The organism is Bacteroidales bacterium (assembly GCA_021157585.1).
Classification (GTDB): domain Bacteria; phylum Bacteroidota; class Bacteroidia; order Bacteroidales; family UBA12170; genus UBA12170.
In genome coordinates this window covers 1-19,453 of sequence record JAGGWH010000032.1, presented here as the reverse complement: position 1 = coordinate 19,453, position 19,453 = coordinate 1, and the positions used below count along the sequence as shown (strand labels likewise).

Genomic DNA, 19,453 nt, shown 5'->3' with positions numbered 1-19,453 from the left:
ACAAAATGCCTCCTCTCTTCAGATTAAACTATTATTTATTAAGGGTCTACAAGTGTAAAAAGTAATTGTAATACTTTATTATAATCATCGGCTGTAGGATCTACAAATAATACAGCAGCCCAACCACCAACTGGAGGTATGTAACCATCACCGTATAACATAGCATCACTAGCCATTTGAGTTGCAAATGGAGTTGAAGATGTTGAAATTTGACCTAATATCATCCATACGGCATCTTGAATATCTGCCCAAGTATGTCCATCATAACGGTATAGGTTATTGCCCAACCAGTTAATATTATCAAGAACGTCTTTTTGTGCGGCAAAAGCACCCGGGAGTAAGTCTGGATATAAAGAAGTGTATACATCCATATTATAAGTTGTATTCAATACGATAGATGTATTTTTATCGGCACAAAAGACACCATAGGTTTGATTTCCAATATCATAACCGGCACCTATTCCGGAAAGGGTAATATCAAAATAGGTTCCTAAGCTACCAGGCGAATGAGTACTACCTGTTGTCATAGTTACGTTAGCAGGGAGGTTCATATATGGAGGAAGAATTAAGTCTGCATCTGGAACACAGCTTCCAAGAACAAAGTCTAAAACATTGTCATCACCAATATTAGCAATCGTTCCATCATCAGTAGTTGTAAAAGTATAGAAATGTTTGTATTCAAAGTTCATACCTACTTTAACTAAGATAGAAAGTCTAAACTCATAATTGTCAGTTACATTCTCAAAATCCGGATATTGAACACATAATGGTGCGCCTTCACCTAACCATTCTTCGTTATTATAGCTAATTAGGAAATTGTTGTTTCTATAAATATCTATTTTAAAGATAGCAGGCATATCATGACGTAAGCCACTTTCCTGACCTTCGTAAAGAGATCCGGCATAATCGTTATAGTATTTAGTACAGAAGTCACCAAAGAAACAAAGTTCGCGTACTGTAATTTCGTTAACAGTAAACCAAGCAAAACCAAAGTCAGTAATTTCTGCAGCTTCAAAACAAAGGATTTCAATATTTACCTCAGCTTTATAAAAAGCATCAACGTTAAAGTCGAAAGGAAGTGGATTTTGAACAAATCCGGCATAATCAGAACCTATTAAAGGAGTTGCTTTTACAATGATGTCATCGGTATCATCGTTTGGTGTTCCATTATCATTTTTAAGTACAAAACTTTTAATCGTATGATTTCCGGGAGAAAGTTTAATAGTGTTAGTGTAGATCATTCCTTCTAAATAAAATACATCTACTTTAAGAATATCATTATCAATCTCTATTAAAGCGTAATGAGCAACTTCATTGTCGCAGTCATCTGCTTTAAATCCGGTAGTGGCAGTAGTCGCTTTAAAAACTACTTCTTGCTCGGTAGCTATTTCTTCGGGCTTATTACAGCTAACTGTAATCAGACCGACCATTAAAAATAAATAAAATAATTTTTTCATATCAATTGTTTTTTAAATGTTTAATTCTGTTTTTATATTAATTTCTAATTATTATAATAAGCAGGTAAAACTAAATCGGCATCAGGGACACAGTCGCCAATTACAAAGTCAAGAATATTGTCTGCTCCTGAATTTAATTGTCCTGCATCGGTAGTTGTAAAGGTGTGGAATAACTTGTATTCAAAAGAGTTACCAACTAAAACTTTAACCCAAAGTTCGAATTTGTAATTGTCTGTAACATTCTCAAAATCGGGATATTGCACACATAAAGCTGCTCCTTCACCAAACCAGTCTGATCCATCTGCATGGTATTCATTATTGTAGCTAATTAAAAAGGTGTTGTTTCTGTAAATGTCTATTTTAAAGATAGCAGGCATATCGTGACGAACACCATAGGTTTGAGAACCATATAATGTGTTTGTATAATCCATATAATCATCTGTACAGAAGTCACCAAAGAAACAAAGTTCGCGTACTGTAATTTCGTTAACAGTAAACCAAGCAAAGCCAAAGTCAGTAATTTCTGCAGCTTCAAAACAAAGGATTTCAATATTTACCTCAGCTTTATAAAAAGCATCAACATTAAAGTCGAAAGGAAGTGGATTTTGAACAAATCCGGCATAATCAGAACCTATTAAAGGAGTTGCTTTTACAATGATGTCATCGGTATCATCGTTTGGTGTTCCGTTATCATTTTTAAGTACAAAACTTTTAATTGTATGATTTCCGGGAGAAAGTTTAATAGTGTTAGTGTAGATCATTCCTTCTAAATAAAATACATCTACTTTAAGAATATCATTATCAATCTCTATTAAAGCGTAATGAGCAACTTCAGTGTCGCAGTCACCTGCTTTTAACCCGGTAGTGGCAGTAGTTGCTTTAAAAACTACTTCTTGTGTAGCAGGTACATCTGCAGGCTTGTTACAGCTTACGATTATTAGACCGACCATTAAAAATAAATAGAATAATTTTTTCATAATTTTTGTTTTTATGTGCTTTGCACTTGTTTAATTTTTGTCTTTATATCTTAAGGTTATTAATTTCCTAAAACATCTGCATGTGCGATTATATATATTTTTTCACTAAATCCGTCCAAATTAAATGTATAGCTGGTAGTTCCTGAGTTAAGCTCATCATCAATTATTGTGTATTGTCCGGGAGCAACTGTTGGGGTACCATTTTTTTCAGGATATTTTTCATAGCCCACATAAAGCTGAACAGCTTGTAATTCATAAGTCGAAGTAACATTATAGCTTACTGAAATGCTTCCATTATGGTAGGAAAGTAAAACTTCTCCAACGTCATAACCTTTTGTTTGATCACAGTCACCAACTCCAGCTAAAAGTTCTAAGGTATAATCACCTTCATTGTATTTTCCATTTGTCCATCCCCAGTTACCAAAACCATCTTCAATAAAGCAAGATGCATTTTCTTCTCCACCGTAAGCAAAAGCGGTTTCTTCACCGGTAAATGGAGTAGGAGTAGGCTCATCTATAGGAGGAATAATAAGATCGGCATCAGGGACACAGTCTCCAAGAACAAAATCTAATATATTATCACTTCCGATATTAGGTAATTGTTCTGCATCTGTTGTTTCCCAAGTATATAATTCAACATAATTAAACTCTTCACCTTCCTTTAACAGTATAGACAGAACGAATTTGTAATTATCGGTATAGTTTGAATAATCGGGGTAATCGACACATAAGGGACGCCCTTCGCCATACCATTCAGCATTATCGTAAGTAATTAACAGATTGTCATTCCGTATAACGTCAATTTTAAAAATTGCAGGCATATCGTGCTGAAGTCCATTACGCTGATTCTCATATAGAGAACCGGTATAGCTCATATAATCATCTATACAGATATCACCAAAAAAGCAAAACTCACGAACGGCTATTTCTTCAATACTAAACCAAGCGAAGCCAAAGTCGTCATAATCGGCGGCTTCATAACATAAAAGTTCAATTGGAATTTCTGTTTTATAAAATGCATCTACTTTAAAGTTAAAAGGTAGGGGTTTACTTACGAAATTTGCAAAAGTGTTACCACTAAGTGGTGCAGCCTGAACAATAATATCTCCATCAGGATTATCGGGAGTCCCTCCATCGTTAACGAGAACAAACATGTTTAGTGTATGGTTACCAGGAGCAAGCTTAAGAGTATTGGTATATATTTTGTCGTCTAAGTAAAACACGCCTACTTGTTGAGTTATCCCGTCAATCTCGATTAGTGCAAAGTTAGCTATGGGATTATCACAAGAAGATTTTAGTCCCGAAGTATTAGTAGTTGCTTGAAAAATAACGTCTTGAATACTAGGGATTTCGGGTGGCTTATTACAACTCACCAGAATTAGTCCCAGTATTAACGATAAATAGAATAATCTCTTCATTTAAATAGCTTAATTTCTTTTTTGACCCTTTGCCTTTTCTTGCAAGTTGCCCTGTTCAAAAAATGTGCCGTTTTCACTGAGGTTTTCTTAAATAACTAATAATCAATAGATTAAATTCAAATGGAATGATTCTAAATAAGAACAACACTCTCATTTTGAGAAATGGTTTGAATTTTGGAATAAGTTTCGGAAATGAGATAAAAAAATAAATAAAAGTAAAAATGAGTTTTGAGTTTTAAGAATATCCTTAGCTTCGCAAATAAAAATTCCCAAGTGAGACATAAGTTTGATGTAATAATTGCAGGAAGTGGTTTAGGAGGTCTTGTATCTGCTGCTCTACTGAGTAAGGAGGGAATGAGAGTGCTTGTTTTGGAGCAACACTGGCAGTTTGGGGGAAACTTACAGACTTTTAAACGCGACGGATATCATTTTGGCACCGGTATGAATTATATTGGAGCAATGGCTGAGGATCAGTTTCTGCATAGATATTTTAATTATTTAGGTATTATTGATGACTTGAATCTAAGGCAATTAGATGTTAAGGCATTTGAACAAATTAGTTTTGCAAATGATGGTAAGCGCTATAACTATGCACAAGGATATGATAACTTTATTGAAAATTTAGCTATAGAATTTCCCGAAAAGAGAAAAGTAATAGAATCTTATTTAAAGAAGATATGGGAGATTACCGATGGTTTTCCGCTTTTGCATTTAGAAAAGTTTAAATCAATAGTTAAGGACGAGAATTATCGTATTGGTGGAGCTTGGGATTATATAAAATCTTTGCATCCGGATAAGAGGTTTCGTAATGTTTTAGGTGCTGCTAATATTTTATATGGTGGCGATAAAGTAAAAACGCCCTTTTATGTTCATGCTTTAGTAAACCGTCAATTTATTGAAAGTGCTTGGCGTTTTGTGGATGGAAGTCAGCAATTATCAGATGCATTGGTTAACAAAATCCGTACTCAAGGCGGCGAATTGCATAATAATTCTGAAGTTTGTAAGATTAATTTTCAAGATAATGAAAGTGTAAGTGTTGAAACGCTAAACGGAGAAAAGTTTTTCGCAAAAAAAATTATTTCTAATATTCATCCGGCAGTAACATTGAAATTAATTGACGATACTCGTTTGAAAAAGGTTTATCGTAAAAGAATTAACAATTTGTCTGATACCAACGGAATGTTTAGTGTTTATTTTATTCTAAAAAAGAATAGCTTTCAGTATATTCCACGAAATATCTATCATTTTGCGGCTCAGGATGTTTGGCATAATGATGCCAATCCTTGGCCTCAACATTTTTATTTTTATACTCCTGCTTCTTCACAAAATCCCGAATGGGTAAGTCATGCTACCGCTTTATCGCCTATGTCTTTTGGAGATGTGAAGAAATGGGAAAATACTTTTGTGGAAAATCGCGGACAAGAATATTTAGATTTTAAAAGAGAAAAAGCTGAGCAGTTAATTGATCTTGTGGAAAAAAGAATTCCGGGTTTTCGCTCTAAAATATTAAAGTATTATACTTCAACACCATTAAGCTATCGCGATTATACGGGAACAAGAAACGGTTCTTCTTATGGTGTTTTAAAAGATCATGAAAATCCATATTCTACCATTGTTTTGCCAAGAACAGCAATTCCTAATTTGTTTTTTACAGGGCAAAATATGAATATGCATGGTGCTTTAGGAGTGACGGCAGGCGCGATTTTAACTGTGGGAGAATTGATAGGTTTAGAATATTTAACAACAAAAATTTATGATACAATCCGATAATATTGGTATTGTTTAATTTGAGAAATATATGTTTTCAAGAGTACTAAAAATATTATTAAAGCTATTGTTGCCAATTTTGGGAATTGCTGTGCTTTTTAGTATTTATTTTTATTTTGCTGTTCAAATTGAAGCTCCGATATTGGACTTGAAACAACTGAAAAGCTCAGAAAGAACAAAACTTAATGATTCCACTTTTTTATTTAAGCAGAATTTCTTACGTAAGAATTCATATGGAATCTGGGAGATGTATTTACAAGGAAGTCCGGAAGAAATAGGATACAGCCATGGAATTCTTTCTCAAGAATTGATGTTTATTCAGGAAGAGGCTTTTGTTAAGCAGATAAAAAAAATGATTCCAAGTGAAAAGTACTTGAAATTCCTGAAATATGTTACTTCATTTATGAATCGGAATTTGCCTGATTATATTCCTTTAGAATATCAAAAAGAAATTAAAGCGGTTTCACTTTTTGCCGATGATAGTTTTGATTTTATTGGAGATAATTATGAGCGTCAATTGAATTATCATGCTGCTCATGATATTGGGCATGCAATGCAAAACCTTAACTTAGTTGCTTGTACTGCTTTCTCGGTTTGGGATAGTCTTTCTGTAGATTCTACTTTGTTGATAGGAAGAAATTTTGACTTCTATGTAGGCGATAAATTCGCTGAGAATAAGGTGCTTATGTTTATCTCTCCAGATAGCGGATATAATTTCGTATCGCTTTCTTGGTCAGGAATGAGTGGTGTTGTTTCGGGGATGAATAATCAAGGATTAAGCATTACTTTGAATGCTGCTAAATCAGAAATCCCGTTTACGGCAAAAACGCCAGTATCTATTATTGCTCGTGAAATTGTTCAATATGCATCCACAATTGATGAAGCTTATTCTATTGCAAAAAAACGTGCAAGTTTTGTTGCGGAAACTTTTTTTATTGGTTCAAGTGAAGATGGACAAACCGCTATAATTGAGAAAACTCCTGATACAACCATCTTGTTTAGAGCAGGAACAAAAACAGAACAAATTCTAACGAATCATTTTCAAAGTCCTGTTTTATTTAATGAAAAATTGAATCAGGAAAACCTTAGGGAAAATGCAACCGGACTAAGGTTTGAAAGGGTAGAGGAGCTCCTGAATACAAAGACTTCATTTGATTTGAATGATTTTGTATCTTTTTTAAGAAATCCATATGGAGCTGAAAATAAGTCAATTGGTTTAGGAAATGAATTGGCTTTAAATCAGTTTATTGCTCATCATTCTATCTTATTTAAACCCGAGCAAAAGAAGCTATGGATTTCAACTAAGCCATTTCAATTAGGAGCTTATTTACCCTATTCGCTTGAAGAAATTTTTAAAAATCCTTCTATGCTTATGGATGAGAACTTCGGACAAGAAGTTATTGCTCCTGATACATTACAACTATCAACTACTTATAAATCATTCTTAAGCTATAAAAAATTAAGAAAGAAGATTGAGTTCGCAATTGAAAAGAATTCAACAGTAAATTCAGAAGTGTTAGAATCATTTACAGGAGTTAATCCCAACTTTTTTTATACTTGGGAATTAATAGGCGATTACTATGTAAATTTTGGGCAAATTGATAGTGCATACCAATCCTATCAAAAAGCTTTGCTTTTGGAAATACCTAATTTGTACGAAAGAGAGCATCTAGAAAGAAAGTGTACTGCTATTGCTGTGAACGAAAAGAAATAGGATAATTTTGATGTTTTCTCGAAATGATTTTTTCGTCAAGCTTAAAATCTGTAATTTAGAGCTTTGTAATATATAAGATTCTTATTTCTAATTTTTCCTGTATGAGGGTATTAAAATTTATAATTTTATTTATAGTCTTTTTGCCATTTGGTTCAGTAGCACGCGATTTAGACAAGATACTGCAAAGCGGGAAGCTGTATGTTGGATTCGATGAAACGGACTTAGGAACCGTAAACTATACCTTAGCATATGAATTTGCCCAATTTATGGATTTGGAATTGGTTGAAGTAGTTGTTGGATGGGATAAGCTGTTTCAGAATAATGGCGTTCGGCCAAAAGATTTAGAAACTAATTCCGCAATTAGCTACACTCCTGATGCTTTTAAAGAGGTAGATATTTATTGTAGTACTATTTCGCCTTTAGCTTGGCGAAAAAGACTTTTCGATTTTGCCAAAACACTATTGTCGGCCGAAATGTTGGTTGTTAGAAAAGACCTGGAAAAAATTCCTATCGATATTTATCAGATGAAAGGAATGAAAATAGGTTTGATGGACGGGACAAGTTTTGTTCATAGTTTAGAAATTATAGATGCCAAAATAGGAGGTGGGATTGAGTTTGTAAAAACGCCAGACGGAAATACGTCTAAGCAATTTTTAATCGATGGAAAAGTAGATGGAATTATTTTAGATGCTGAAGATGCTCTTTCGTTCAACAAATTAAATAATAAAGAGTTTGTTTTAACTTTTCCGATAAATAAAGTAGCTAAAACTGTTTGGGCTGTCGAAAAGGGAAATCTTTTAAGTCAACAAGTTGAGGCCTTTTTTAAAGCTATTGAAAATAATGGCTTTTTAGACAATTTATATAATGAAAAGTATTCAGAAACGTATTCTCGTTTTGCAGAGCATTTAATTCCTCATACCCCAATTCAAGTTTATCATCGCGATTTAGATGAGATTTTGTCCTCAAAGAAACTTGTGGTTGCCTTGCGCGAGCGTGATTTTGTTTTTCATCAAAATGGTACAAAACAGTTTATGCATATTTTGGCAGAAGAATTTGCCGAATATCTTGGTGTTAAAATGGAATATGTTGTAGTTAGCGATTTTAATACTTACTGGAAAGATGAGAATAACCTGATAACTAAAGACTCATCATATACTCCGGAAATTTTTAATTATTTTGATATTGCGGTTGATATTTTTGCTGCACTAGATTGGCGAGAACGTAAAATAAATATGTTGCCTATCTATGAATCTGATTATGCTGTTTTGGCTAAGCCTGATAAGGATATTAAATCGATAAACGATTTGAATTATTTTACCGGTGTTACAGCGCGTAATACAATGTACGAAGAGCTTTTACACAATAATGGAATAACAAACTTAATTATTTCCAGCTCAAACGATTTAGTGAAAAATGTACGTAATGATCGTGCTGATTATACAGTAATTTTCAATGCGTTTTTATATCCCGATTTAGAATCAAAAGTTTCTTTAGGGAAATTAAAAGTAAATTGGGCAACACGAAAAGATCAACCTAATCTAACTAAAGCTGTCGAGCAGTTTATTGAAGAGTCATCGAATAACGGTCTTTTAAATACTCTTGGTAAAATTGCCCGAGGAGCTTCTTTTAATACTATAGAAGACTTCCTTAAAAATTATTATGAATCTTCTCAGCCGGGAACTTTACCGCATATTATGGTTGGTGTTGACGAAGGATTGCCGCAGGAAGATGTTACAACTATTTTTCAGGATTCTAAAGGCTATTTGTGGTTTGGGACTTTGTCGGGTGTGGTACGCTATAATGGTAGAATTATGGAGCAGCTAAATACCGGAAATGGATTAGTTCATAATACTACAAATCATATTACAGAAGATAAAAATGGAAATTTATATATAGCTACGGAGAAAGGTGTTTCTTGTGTGTTAAAAGACGGGAAGATTGTTAATTACCCTACAAACTTTGCAATTAATCATATATATATTGATAAGGAAAATACAAAGTGGTTGGTTAGCGACAAAGGTTTGTATATACTCGAAGCAAATAAAATAAGGCAAGTAAATGATTTAATTGATATACAATCGGTGGGTAGTATCACGGGGATGTGTCAAGACACCGCTTCAAAACGTACTTTTATAGCCTCAAAACAAGGCTTGTATTTGGTTGAGAAGGGACAAAAGAGAAATAAAAGAATATTTATCGGAGAGGTTTATTCTGTCTTTGTCGATAGAAGTAATGTTCTTTGGTTTTCAAGTCCGGGAGGCTTGTTTTATTTGAGTATTTCAGATTTGATAAAAGGAAAATCTCCGGTTGTTTTAAACAAACAATTGAAGATGCCTAAAACACCTATCAATGGAATTTCGCAAAGTAAAAGTGGTTCTATTTGGTTGAAAAACAGCACACATCTTTATCAGGTAATATCTCCGCAACAGCCTGCTATTCAGTATTCTTCCGGCGATGATTTATTGAATAACTTTATTCTATCCTATACAGAAGATACTGAAGGGAATTTGTGGATTGGCTATTCCGGTGGTTTACAGAGAATTATCAATAATAAAAATATTAGGAATCTTTTTCCTGAAGAATTAAATTCTTCTATTGCTTCTGTTTTACACGATCCATTGGGTAATGTTTGGGTTTCATCTAATAAATGGATTTATCGCTATAACGTAGAAACCGGAAAGCTGCAAAATATTTCTAAAAAAATGGGTTTGGATTTAGGGCATGGTATACTTCGACTTTTACCAAATAACAATGTCCTACTGCTTCACGATAAAGGAATTTTTGAAATAAATGCTAAAACGCTTAAAATAGTTTATGCGAATAAAGTGTCGCTTAAAGGATTAAGTGATGCTTTCTTTTCTTCAAAAGGAGAATTATTTGTTTTAAGTAATAGATTAGGATTGGTTTATTATTTTAAAAATTATAAAGGCTTATTCAAAATCCTTCAGAATGAGAATACAACAAATCTTCTTAATCTTACAGAACACCAAGGTAAAATTTTGGGTGTAAATGGAAATGCTATTGTGAGCTTCGATGGTGCTAAATTTGTGGAGCAACAGCATTTTCCATATGCTTTGTCGGCCATAAGTAGTATTGATAATTCTTTATGGATTGGATCTTCAGAAGGACTATTACTGATAAATAACGATTCTTTAAAAATTACTCCTCTTGGTAAAAATTTAATTGTTAAATCTATTATTCCCTCTCGAAACAGAAATCATATATGGATTGGAACTAATTTTGGAGTGTATTATTTTAATAAAGAAGACCTTAAAACTGTATTTAAAATCACTGCTAAAGAAGGTCTTAGTGGTAATGAAGTTGTTCAGAACGGGCTTTATTTAGACACAAAAGGCTTATTATGGATTGCTACTTATCACGGCTTATCTAACTTTAATCTAAGAGGAAGTGTTGAGGCTAAGTCATCGCCAAAATGTTATTTGGAGAATGTGAAAATTAACGATTCTACTATCGATTTTAAAAATCAAAATGAATTCAAATACAATCAGAATAATATTGCTTTTGAACTCTCCGGATTATTCTATTCTGATGAGAAGTCGGTTATTTATGAACATTATTTGCGTAATGAAAATTCAACACAAACTTATTTTAGAACGAATAAAGATCATATTGTTTATTATAATAATTTGAGACCTGGATCGTATGAGTTTGTCTATCGTGCAAAAGGAAAAGACGATATTTGGAGCTATACGGCAGGCTATAAGTTTAGTATCTCGAAGCCGTTTTGGCAAACGTGGAGTTTTAGAATACTAGCCTTCATTTCCATTGTTTTGTTTCTATATTTTATTTATAAAATAAATGTTAGGAGAATTGAACAGCAGAAAAAGCAATTAGAGAAAATTGTAAAAGAACGTACTCGCGATTTAGAGGAAGCAAATAAAAAGGTTGTTGCTCAAATGAATATTGCGGAGCAACAACGCGATCATATCGAAGCACAAAAACAACAAATTACAGATAGTATTTATTATGCCGAGCGTATACAAAAATCTTTACTTCCACCTAATAAGGCTTTTGAAAAATATTTGAATGATTATTTTGTGCTTTTTAAGCCTCGCGATATTGTTAGTGGTGATTTTTACTGGATGGTGCAGTTCGATCGGCATCTGATAATAGCCGAAGTAGATTGTACCGGTCACGGCGTTCCCGGAGCTTTTATGAGCATGTTGGGGATTTCGTTTTTAAAAGAAATAGTAGAGAGAGAACGTACAACAAATCCCGCTCATATTATGAATCATCTCCGTACAGCAGTAATCACTGCTTTAGGCCAAGACCAGAAAGATGCCGAATCAAAAGATGGTATGGATATGTCTATGGTGAGTATAAATCTTGATACCTTAGAGTTGCAGTTTGCAGGAGCAAATAATCCACTTTATCTTATTCGTAAGCAGAGTGGAGCTTATCCTGATCTTGATCACGATAGAGTTAAGACTTCTGATAATCAGCTTTTTGAAATTAAAGGAGATAAAATGCCAATAGCTATTTACGATAAAATGGATGATTTTGAAGTATTTAATATTCAACTTGAAAAGGGCGACAGAATCTATATTTTCTCTGATGGTTACATTGATCAGTTTGGCGGCCCAAAAGGTAAAAAATTCAAATCGCCTGCTTTTAAACGAATGTTATTGGAGCATCGTTCTACTTCTTTGAAAGAAAGTAAAGCATTGTTGGAGAAAGCATTTACCGATTGGAGAGGCGAGGAGGAGCAAATTGATGATGTGACTTTAATAGGTATTGAAGTGTAATCTCAGTCTATTGGTAATAAATTTTATTTTATTTGATAGCCTAAATTTTGTGGGTTTGCCCTTTATTTCTATTTTTGTCACCATTTCGAAAATATCTAATAATAGTTTAGAATTTGTATATTGATTATTCGAAAACTTAAATAACTAAAAATTAATACTATAGCGAATGAGTTTTAAAATTATTGTTCTTGCCAAACAGGTTCCTGATACACGAAATGTTGGTAAAGATGCTATGAAAGCTGATGGTACGGTAAATAGAGCTGCACTTCCGGCTATTTACAATCCCGAAGACCTTAATGCTTTAGAATTTGCCCTTCGTGTGAAAGATAAGATGAAAGATGCAGAAGTTATAGTTCTTACTATGGGTCCTTTTCGTGCTGCTGAAATTATCCGCGAATCTATGTATAGAGGTGCTGATAGAGGATTTCTTATAACAGATCGTAAATTTGCAGGTAGCGATACTTTGGCTACTTCTTATGCTATATCATTAGCAGTTAAAAAGTTAGCGCCTTTTGACCTTTTAGTAGCCGGACGTCAGGCTATTGATGGAGATACAGCTCAAGTTGGTCCGCAAACTGCTGAGAAATTAGGGATTCCTCAAGTTACTTATGCTGAAGAATTGGTAGATATTAATGATAAAGAGATCACAATAAAGCGCCGTTTGGAGCGTGGAGTAGAAACTGTTAAAGCCGCTTTTCCTTTGGCTGTTACGGTTCACGGTTCGGCAGCAGATTGTCGTCCAAGAAAAGCAAAACGCTTAATGAAATATAAACATGCCAAGACGGTAACAGAGCTTCAAAACGAAACTAAGGATTATACTCATTTGTACAATGAGCGTCCTTATTTGAATATTGAAGAATGGACGGTTGATGATATTAATGCAGATGTTGAGGCTCTTGGATTATCAGGTTCCCCAACCAAAGTAAAGGCTATTCAGAACGTTGTTTTTCAGTCTAAAGATTCTAAAGTGCTGGGAACTAGCGACGAAGAAATCAATGATTTGATGAAAGAATTGCTCGACAGCCATATTATTGGTTAAGCATTTATTACAAATTTAAAAACTAAGAAAGTGAATAATATATTTGTTTATTGCGAAATTACAGAGGAAGGCCATGTTGCTGATGTAAGCCTTGAGCTTCTTACCAAAGGGCGTTCTTTAGCCGATGAGCTGAATGTTAAACTGGAAGCTGTTGTGATTGGTGCTAATTTAAAAGGTATTGAAAAAGAAATATTTCCGTATGGAGTAGATTTTATCCATATTGCTGATGATAAAAAGCTTTTTCCTTATACTACCGGTCCTCATGCTAAACTGCTAATAAAGCTATTTAAAGAACAAAAACCCGAGATTGTATTATTTGGGGCAAGTTCTATCGGAAGAGATATCGGCCCACGTATTGCTTCAGCTTTAAAATGTGGATTAACAGCCGATTGTACCAGTTTGATTATTGGCGATCACGAAGATAAAAAACAGAAAAAAGTATATAAAAATCTTTTATACCAAATTCGTCCTGCTTTTGGTGGAAATATTATTGCAACCATTATTAATCCTGAAACACGTCCTCAAATTGCAACTGTACGCGAAGGTGTGATGAAAAAGGAGATTAAGTCAGCAGATTATAAAGGAGAAATTTTTCCTATTGATTTAAACAATGTTTTCGACGAATTGGATTTTGCTGTCCAGATTATCGATCGCCATATCGAGAAACAAAAAGTAAATATTAAAAACTCACAAATAATTGTATCCGGTGGTTATGGTGTTGGAAGTAAGGAAAATTTCCAGTTGCTTACAGATTTAGCTGATTTATTGGGCGGTGAAGTTGGAGCTTCGCGTGCAGCAGTTGATGCAGGATTTGCTCCGCACGAGCGTCAGATTGGACAAACAGGTGTTACCGTTCGTCCAAAATTATATATCGCTTGTGGTATATCTGGAGCGGTTCAGCATAGTGCAGGAATGGACGAATCATCAAAAATTATTTCAATAAATACGGATCCTCAAGCACCCATTAATCAAATTGCTGATTATACAATAACGGGAAGCGTAGAAGAAGTAATTCCAAAGATGATTAAGTATTATAAAGAAAACTCGAAATAAAATGGCTAATTTTTATACAGATAATACAGACTTGAAATTTCATCTTGATCATCCGAGTATGGAGAAATTGGTGAAGCTGAAAGAAAAAAACTATATTGATAAAGATGAATTTGACTATGCCCCTCTCGATTTTGAGGATACTATGGATAGTTATGAAAAGGTAATGGATGTTGTTGGTGAGATTTGTGGTGATATTATTGCTCCAAATGCCGAAGATGTCGATCACGATGGTCCAACATTGGTAGATAATAAAGTTCATTATGCAAAAGGTACCGATGAGAACTATCAAGCTCTTGTGGATGCAGGCCTGATCGGACTTTCTTTGCCTCGTAAATATGGTGGACTTAATTTTTCTATAGTACCCTATGTTATGGCTGCCGAAATTGTATCGCGTGCCGATGCCGGATTTGCAAATATTTGGGGTTTACAAGATTGTGCCGAAACTCTCCATGAGTTTGGTTCTGAGGAAATAAAAGATGAGTTCTTACCTCGTTTTGAAAAAGGTGCAACAGCAGCTATGGATTTAACAGAACCCGATGCAGGATCTGATTTACAAGCCGTTCAGCTTAAAGCTACTTATAACGAAAAAGAAGACCAATGGTATTTGAATGGGGTTAAACGATTTATTACCAACGGAGATGCAGATATTTCTTTGGTTTTAGCTCGTTCAGAGGAAGGTACTTCTGATGGTCGCGGTCTTTCTCTTTTTGTTTACGATAGAGGCGAAAAACGAATGACTGTTCGTCGTATCGAAAATAAAATGGGAATCAAAGGCTCTCCAACCTGTGAGCTAGTATTTAAGAATGCTCCGGCAAAATTAGTAGGAGATAGAAGATTAGGACTTATTAAATACGTAATGTCTTTAATGAATTCTGCTCGTTTAGGTGTTGGAGCTCAAAGTGTTGGTATTGCAGAAGCTGCTTATCGCGAAGCTTTAAAATATGCTCAGGAAAGAGAGCAATTTGGGAAAGCTATTATTCAATATCCTGCTGTTTATGAGATGATTACTAAAATGAAAGTGAAAGTAGATGCTATCCGTTCATTGCTGTATGAGACTGCTCGTTTGGTTGATGTTTATAAATCCTATAACTTTATTCAAGAAGATAGAAAACTCGAAATAGAAGAGCGTAAGGATATGAAATACCATACCAAGAAAGCGGATATGTTTACTCCACTTTTAAAGTTAGTCGCCAGTGAATACAGCAACGAAATTGCCTACGATGCTTTGCAAGTTCATGGCGGAACAGGATTTATGAAAGATTTCCCTATCGAACGTATTTATCGTGATGCCAGAATTACAACCATCTACGAGGGAACTTCTCAATTGCAAGTGGTTGCGGCTATGCGTGGCGTTGGAAATGGTGCTTATATGAATTATATACGTGAGTATGAAGCGCAAAGCATTAAGCCTGAATTTGATTTTATCAGAAGGCGTTTAATTATAATGACCGATCAATACGAGAAAGCAGTAAATTTTGTTCAGCGTGAGAAAGACAATGAACTATTTGATTTTCATGCTCGTCGTTTGGTTGAGATGGCAGGTAATATCATTATTGGATACTTGCTCTTGAGTGATGCCAATCGTAGCGATACTTATAAAAAATCAGCTGATATTTTTAGCCAATTTGCTTTGGCAGAAAATCATGAGAAATTTAAGTATATCGAGAATTTTAATTTAAAAGATTTGGGCTTATTTAGACAGTTTTAGGTAAAAATAAACTGTCAGTTTTTTTTCTATTTCTTATTGATTATTACCGTATTTACCGGATGTGTAGGATTATATCCTGAAGATTAGGGGTCAAAGTAAAAAGTTGTGGGGTAATGTATAATTTTATATTTTAGGTAAAAAAATATTTTGGAACTTTCTCCTGAATTTTTACCTGAGTATTTTACCTACGACAAAAAATGATATAGATTAAGCGGATTTAAAGCATTTGAAATAATTAAAAGAACATTCGAGCAACATTATGAATCCATTTTAAAAGGATCAGGTTTAAAACTTGGGTTAAGATAATAAGTTAATACTGAATAATATTATTCAAAAGCTTTTCTAAACTCTTTAAGTTAGATTATCAAATGGTCTTTGCACCGTAGGTGCATAATATTATAGTCCCGTACGAAGGCGGGGTACAAGGTTAAAATTATTTACCGCTGACAGATAATTTAGCACCAAATGAAATACGCCCTTCAGCGGAATTTAGCATTTATCCTGTAGTGAATTATTACAAAATCCTCTGTTTCATTTCGCCGAGAAGAAAAATAATCTTTCAGTAGAATATACTCCATCGGCGACAAAGATGATATATCTATTAACCCAGCATTGCGCTACGCTTATACTGGGTTACAAATATTTAGCTCCTTTGGAGCTATAATCTAATTCATTTATGAATAATAGAAAAGATTTTAAGTGATTAAAGCATATTAAATCTTTTTATTTAGATGGATAAATTTTTATTCGAAAATTACTGTGACCCAAGTTTTGGTCTTGATACAAAATTAGGATAGGTTTTTTATATTTTGTATTTATTAAACCCACTATTATTTTGATAATAATTTCATTTTAGAATTAGTCTTGAGATGTAATTTTATTACTTTAGTAGGAAATTAGTAAAACACAAACAAAACCTTTTTTATTAATCAAGTAAAAAAAATCCTATGAATTTTTCTGTTACACTTAAGTCGAGTTTAATTATAAGTATTTTATCTCTTGTCGTATTTGTTCAAGCTCAAAAAAAGCCACTACTAAAAGGCGAAAAGCGTCTTGGAATGTTTGAAAAACAAATGGCTTTAAAGAGCGACACCTCATTTACTAAGTTACATTGGCAATATGTTGGACCTACTAATATTAGTGGGCGTTGTACCGATGTAGAAGGTGTTTCTCCTCGTGGAGATAATTATACAATTTGGGTAGGTTCTGCTACGGGTGGAGTTTGGAAATCGATAAATGAGGGAGTAACTTTTGAATCGGTATTTGACGAAATGCCTACGGCTTCCATTGGTGATATTGGGATAGATTCACAAAATCCTGATGTGGTTTGGGTTGGAACTGGCGAAGCTAATATTTTTCGTTCTTCTAATGCCGGTGCCGGTGTTTTTAAAACTCAAGATGGTGGAAAAAGCTGGAAACAGATGGGTTTGGAAAATACTCACACTATTGCCAGAGTGGTAGTAGATTATTCCAATTCCGATGTGGTTTATGTTGCAGCAACGGGTCACGAATGGACACCTAATAAAGACCGAGGACTTTTTAAAACTACGGATGGTGGAAAATCGTGGAAGAAGATTCTTTATATCAATGAAAAAACAGGAATAAGTGATTTTGTGATGCATCCCAGCAATCCAAATATTCTTTATGCTACTTCTTGGGAGCGTACACGCTTAAAATGGGGTGATCCACGAACCTATAATGATACAAAGCATAATGGCGTTTGGAAATCTGTTGATGGAGGAAAAAACTGGAAAGAAATAAATACCGGCTTACCATCTGCTAATCATCGAGGAAGAATTGGTATCGATTTATGTAAATCTCAACCCAATGTGCTTTATCTTTTGCTTGATAATTATGAAATTGGTAAACAAGCCGAAAAAGGCGATTTAGACGCTTACGGTCGCCAGAAAAAAGATGAAATTAAAGGAGCAACGGTTTATCGTAGCAATGATGCAGGAGAAAGCTGGGAAAAAGTTAGTGGGTTGGATGAGGATACTAAAAAGTATATGATGCGTCATTCGGGAACATATGGTTGGGTATTTGGACAAATTCGTGTCGATCCAAAAGACCCAAATACCATTTGGACTATGGGTTTGTTTTTAAATAAATCTACCGACGGAGGAAAAACATTTACTGCTATTCGCGATATGCATATGGATCATCATGGTCTGTGGATAGATCCAAATAATCCAAGCTATTTACTTAATGTTCAGGATGGCGGTTTGGCTATTTCTTACGATAAAGGCGATAATTGGCGTAGCCCGATAGAAGAACTTCCGCTTGCTCAGTTTTATAATATTTCTTACGATTTTTCGGAGAATTTTAGAATTGTAGGTTCTATTCAAGATCATCATAGTTTTATTGGAGAGGTAGATTTAACGAGAGGTAGAGATAGAATTCCTGCCGTTGAATTTAAGCCAACAGTAGGAGCGGAGGGCTGTTCACACGCTATCGATCCTCGTGATAACAATACCATTTATGGAAGTATTTTTTATGGCAATTTAGCAAAAAGTACTATTGATAATTTTAGCTGGGAAAATCTTGATATGTTATTGCCAAAACCTTTTCCAAAAGAACAAAAAATGCGCGGACAGTGGGTTTCTCCTACTTTACTTTCTACGCATAATCCTGATATTATTTACCATTGTATGCAATACGTTTTGCAATCTAAAGATAGGGGAAGTACATGGGAGCAAATTAGTCCTGATTTAACTTTCAATAATCCCAATAAGTTTGGCGATATTAGTTATCAGACAATTTCTGCCTTTGATGAGTCGCCTTTACGCTTTGGTTTGCTTTATGCTGGAACGGATGACGGAAGATTTTGGCGCACTAAAGACGGTGGAAAAAATTGGGTTGAATTAAACGATAAGAAAATTCCAAAGCGTTGGGTGTCGCGTTTAGTTGCTTCTAAATACGATATGGCTACGGTTTATATGACGCAAACAGGTCGTAGAGACGATGATTTTCAGGTTTATATCTGGAAATCGACAGATTTTGGAAATACCTGGGAAGATATTTCCGGTAATATTCCATTGGGACCAATCAATGTTATTAGAGAAGATCCAGTGGATGAAAATATTCTTTATGTAGGAACAGATTCCGGTGTTTATATTTCAAAAGATAAGGGAAAGACTTATTCCATTTTAGGCGATTTGCCTTTTGCTTATGTCCACGATTTAAAAGTTCATCCTCGCGATAATATGATTATTATTGCAACACACGGAAGAGGGATGTGGGTTTTGGATGCAAATCCTATCAATAAGAAAAATGAAAGAAGGCGTTATTATGCGCCTGTACCTGCTGAGGAGAGGTAAGAATTAAATATTTCTTGTACCTTAAAAAGCAAAATCGTTGTAATGTATTGAATTACAACGGTTTCTGTTTTTAAGCTGAGGTTCCGAGCGAACGGCATTCGGCATTTTTACAACCCTCTAATAATCTTAATTTTACTTCATTATTGATATTTTGTTTAGTAGCATCTTAGTTTGCTAGTTCATTTGTAAACTGGATAATTGAGGCCATTTTTTATTTTCTTCGGGCTCGCTTAAAGG

10 protein-coding genes are annotated in these 19,453 nt (G+C 34.3%); 7 read left to right on the top strand and 3 right to left on the bottom strand.

Translation table 11 applies throughout. From position 1 onward, the window contains the following. Positions 1 to 38: 38 nt before the first annotated feature. From J7K39_01660 to J7K39_01650, 3 genes are read right to left on the bottom strand one after another with little or no spacing between them, the layout of a single operon-like run. Positions 39 to 1,457, bottom strand: coding sequence for a hypothetical protein (locus tag J7K39_01660; protein ID MCD6178586.1), 1,419 nt, complete (start codon positions 1,455 to 1,457; stop codon positions 39 to 41). Between the two features lie 44 nt (positions 1,458 to 1,501). After that, the gene (locus tag J7K39_01655; protein MCD6178585.1) at positions 1,502 to 2,434 is read right to left on the bottom strand and encodes a hypothetical protein; all 933 of its coding nucleotides are present in this window, start codon (positions 2,432 to 2,434) and stop codon (positions 1,502 to 1,504) included. 59 nt (positions 2,435 to 2,493) lie between these two features. Next, on the bottom strand, positions 2,494 to 3,852 hold the full coding sequence (locus J7K39_01650; GenBank protein MCD6178584.1) for a hypothetical protein: 1,359 nt from the start codon (positions 3,850 to 3,852) through the stop codon (positions 2,494 to 2,496). Between the two features lie 273 nt (positions 3,853 to 4,125). Here J7K39_01650 and J7K39_01645 point away from each other — a divergent pair, with 273 nt between their 5' ends. The 7 genes from J7K39_01645 (at position 4,126) to J7K39_01615 (ending at position 19,216) form a co-directional block, all read left to right on the top strand. Beyond that, the gene (locus tag J7K39_01645; GenBank protein ID MCD6178583.1) at positions 4,126 to 5,622 is read left to right on the top strand and encodes an NAD(P)/FAD-dependent oxidoreductase; all 1,497 of its coding nucleotides are present in this window, start codon (positions 4,126 to 4,128) and stop codon (positions 5,620 to 5,622) included. Positions 5,623 to 5,650: 28 nt separating this feature from the next. After that, positions 5,651 to 7,333 (top strand): choloylglycine hydrolase, encoded by a 1,683-nt coding sequence (locus J7K39_01640; GenBank protein ID MCD6178582.1) that lies wholly within the window; start codon positions 5,651 to 5,653, stop codon positions 7,331 to 7,333. A 101-nt stretch (positions 7,334 to 7,434) separates the two neighbouring features. Next, entirely contained in the window at positions 7,435 to 12,099 is a 4,665-nt protein-coding gene (locus J7K39_01635; protein MCD6178581.1) for a SpoIIE family protein phosphatase, read from the top strand. Between the two features lie 166 nt (positions 12,100 to 12,265). Next, a complete protein-coding gene (locus J7K39_01630) occupies positions 12,266 to 13,138 on the top strand; it encodes an electron transfer flavoprotein subunit beta/FixA family protein (GenBank protein MCD6178580.1) in 873 nt (290 codons plus the stop codon). 30 nt (positions 13,139 to 13,168) lie between these two features. Further along, positions 13,169 to 14,191, top strand: coding sequence for an electron transfer flavoprotein subunit alpha/FixB family protein (locus J7K39_01625; GenBank protein ID MCD6178579.1), 1,023 nt, complete (start codon positions 13,169 to 13,171; stop codon positions 14,189 to 14,191). A gap of 1 nt (position 14,192) precedes the next feature. Further along, on the top strand, positions 14,193 to 15,899 hold the full coding sequence (locus tag J7K39_01620) for an acyl-CoA dehydrogenase family protein (GenBank protein MCD6178578.1): 1,707 nt from the start codon (positions 14,193 to 14,195) through the stop codon (positions 15,897 to 15,899). Positions 15,900 to 16,846: 947 nt separating this feature from the next. Continuing rightward, a complete protein-coding gene (locus J7K39_01615; protein MCD6178577.1) occupies positions 16,847 to 19,216 on the top strand; it encodes a hypothetical protein in 2,370 nt (789 codons plus the stop codon). Positions 19,217 to 19,453 lie beyond the last annotated feature (237 nt).

Coding starts and splice junctions, on each gene's coding strand:
- J7K39_01660 (MCD6178586.1), bottom strand. CDS start 1,457: ATGAAAAAATTATTTTATTTATTTTTAATGGTCGGTCTGATTACAGTT.
- J7K39_01655 (MCD6178585.1), bottom strand. CDS start 2,434: ATGAAAAAATTATTCTATTTATTTTTAATGGTCGGTCTAATAATCGTA.
- J7K39_01650 (MCD6178584.1), bottom strand. CDS start 3,852: ATGAAGAGATTATTCTATTTATCGTTAATACTGGGACTAATTCTGGTG.
- J7K39_01640 (MCD6178582.1), top strand. CDS start 5,651: ATGTTTTCAAGAGTACTAAAAATATTATTAAAGCTATTGTTGCCAATT.
- J7K39_01635 (MCD6178581.1), top strand. CDS start 7,435: ATGAGGGTATTAAAATTTATAATTTTATTTATAGTCTTTTTGCCATTT.
- J7K39_01630 (MCD6178580.1), top strand. CDS start 12,266: ATGAGTTTTAAAATTATTGTTCTTGCCAAACAGGTTCCTGATACACGA.
- J7K39_01620 (MCD6178578.1), top strand. CDS start 14,193: ATGGCTAATTTTTATACAGATAATACAGACTTGAAATTTCATCTTGAT.
- J7K39_01615 (MCD6178577.1), top strand. CDS start 16,847: ATGAATTTTTCTGTTACACTTAAGTCGAGTTTAATTATAAGTATTTTA.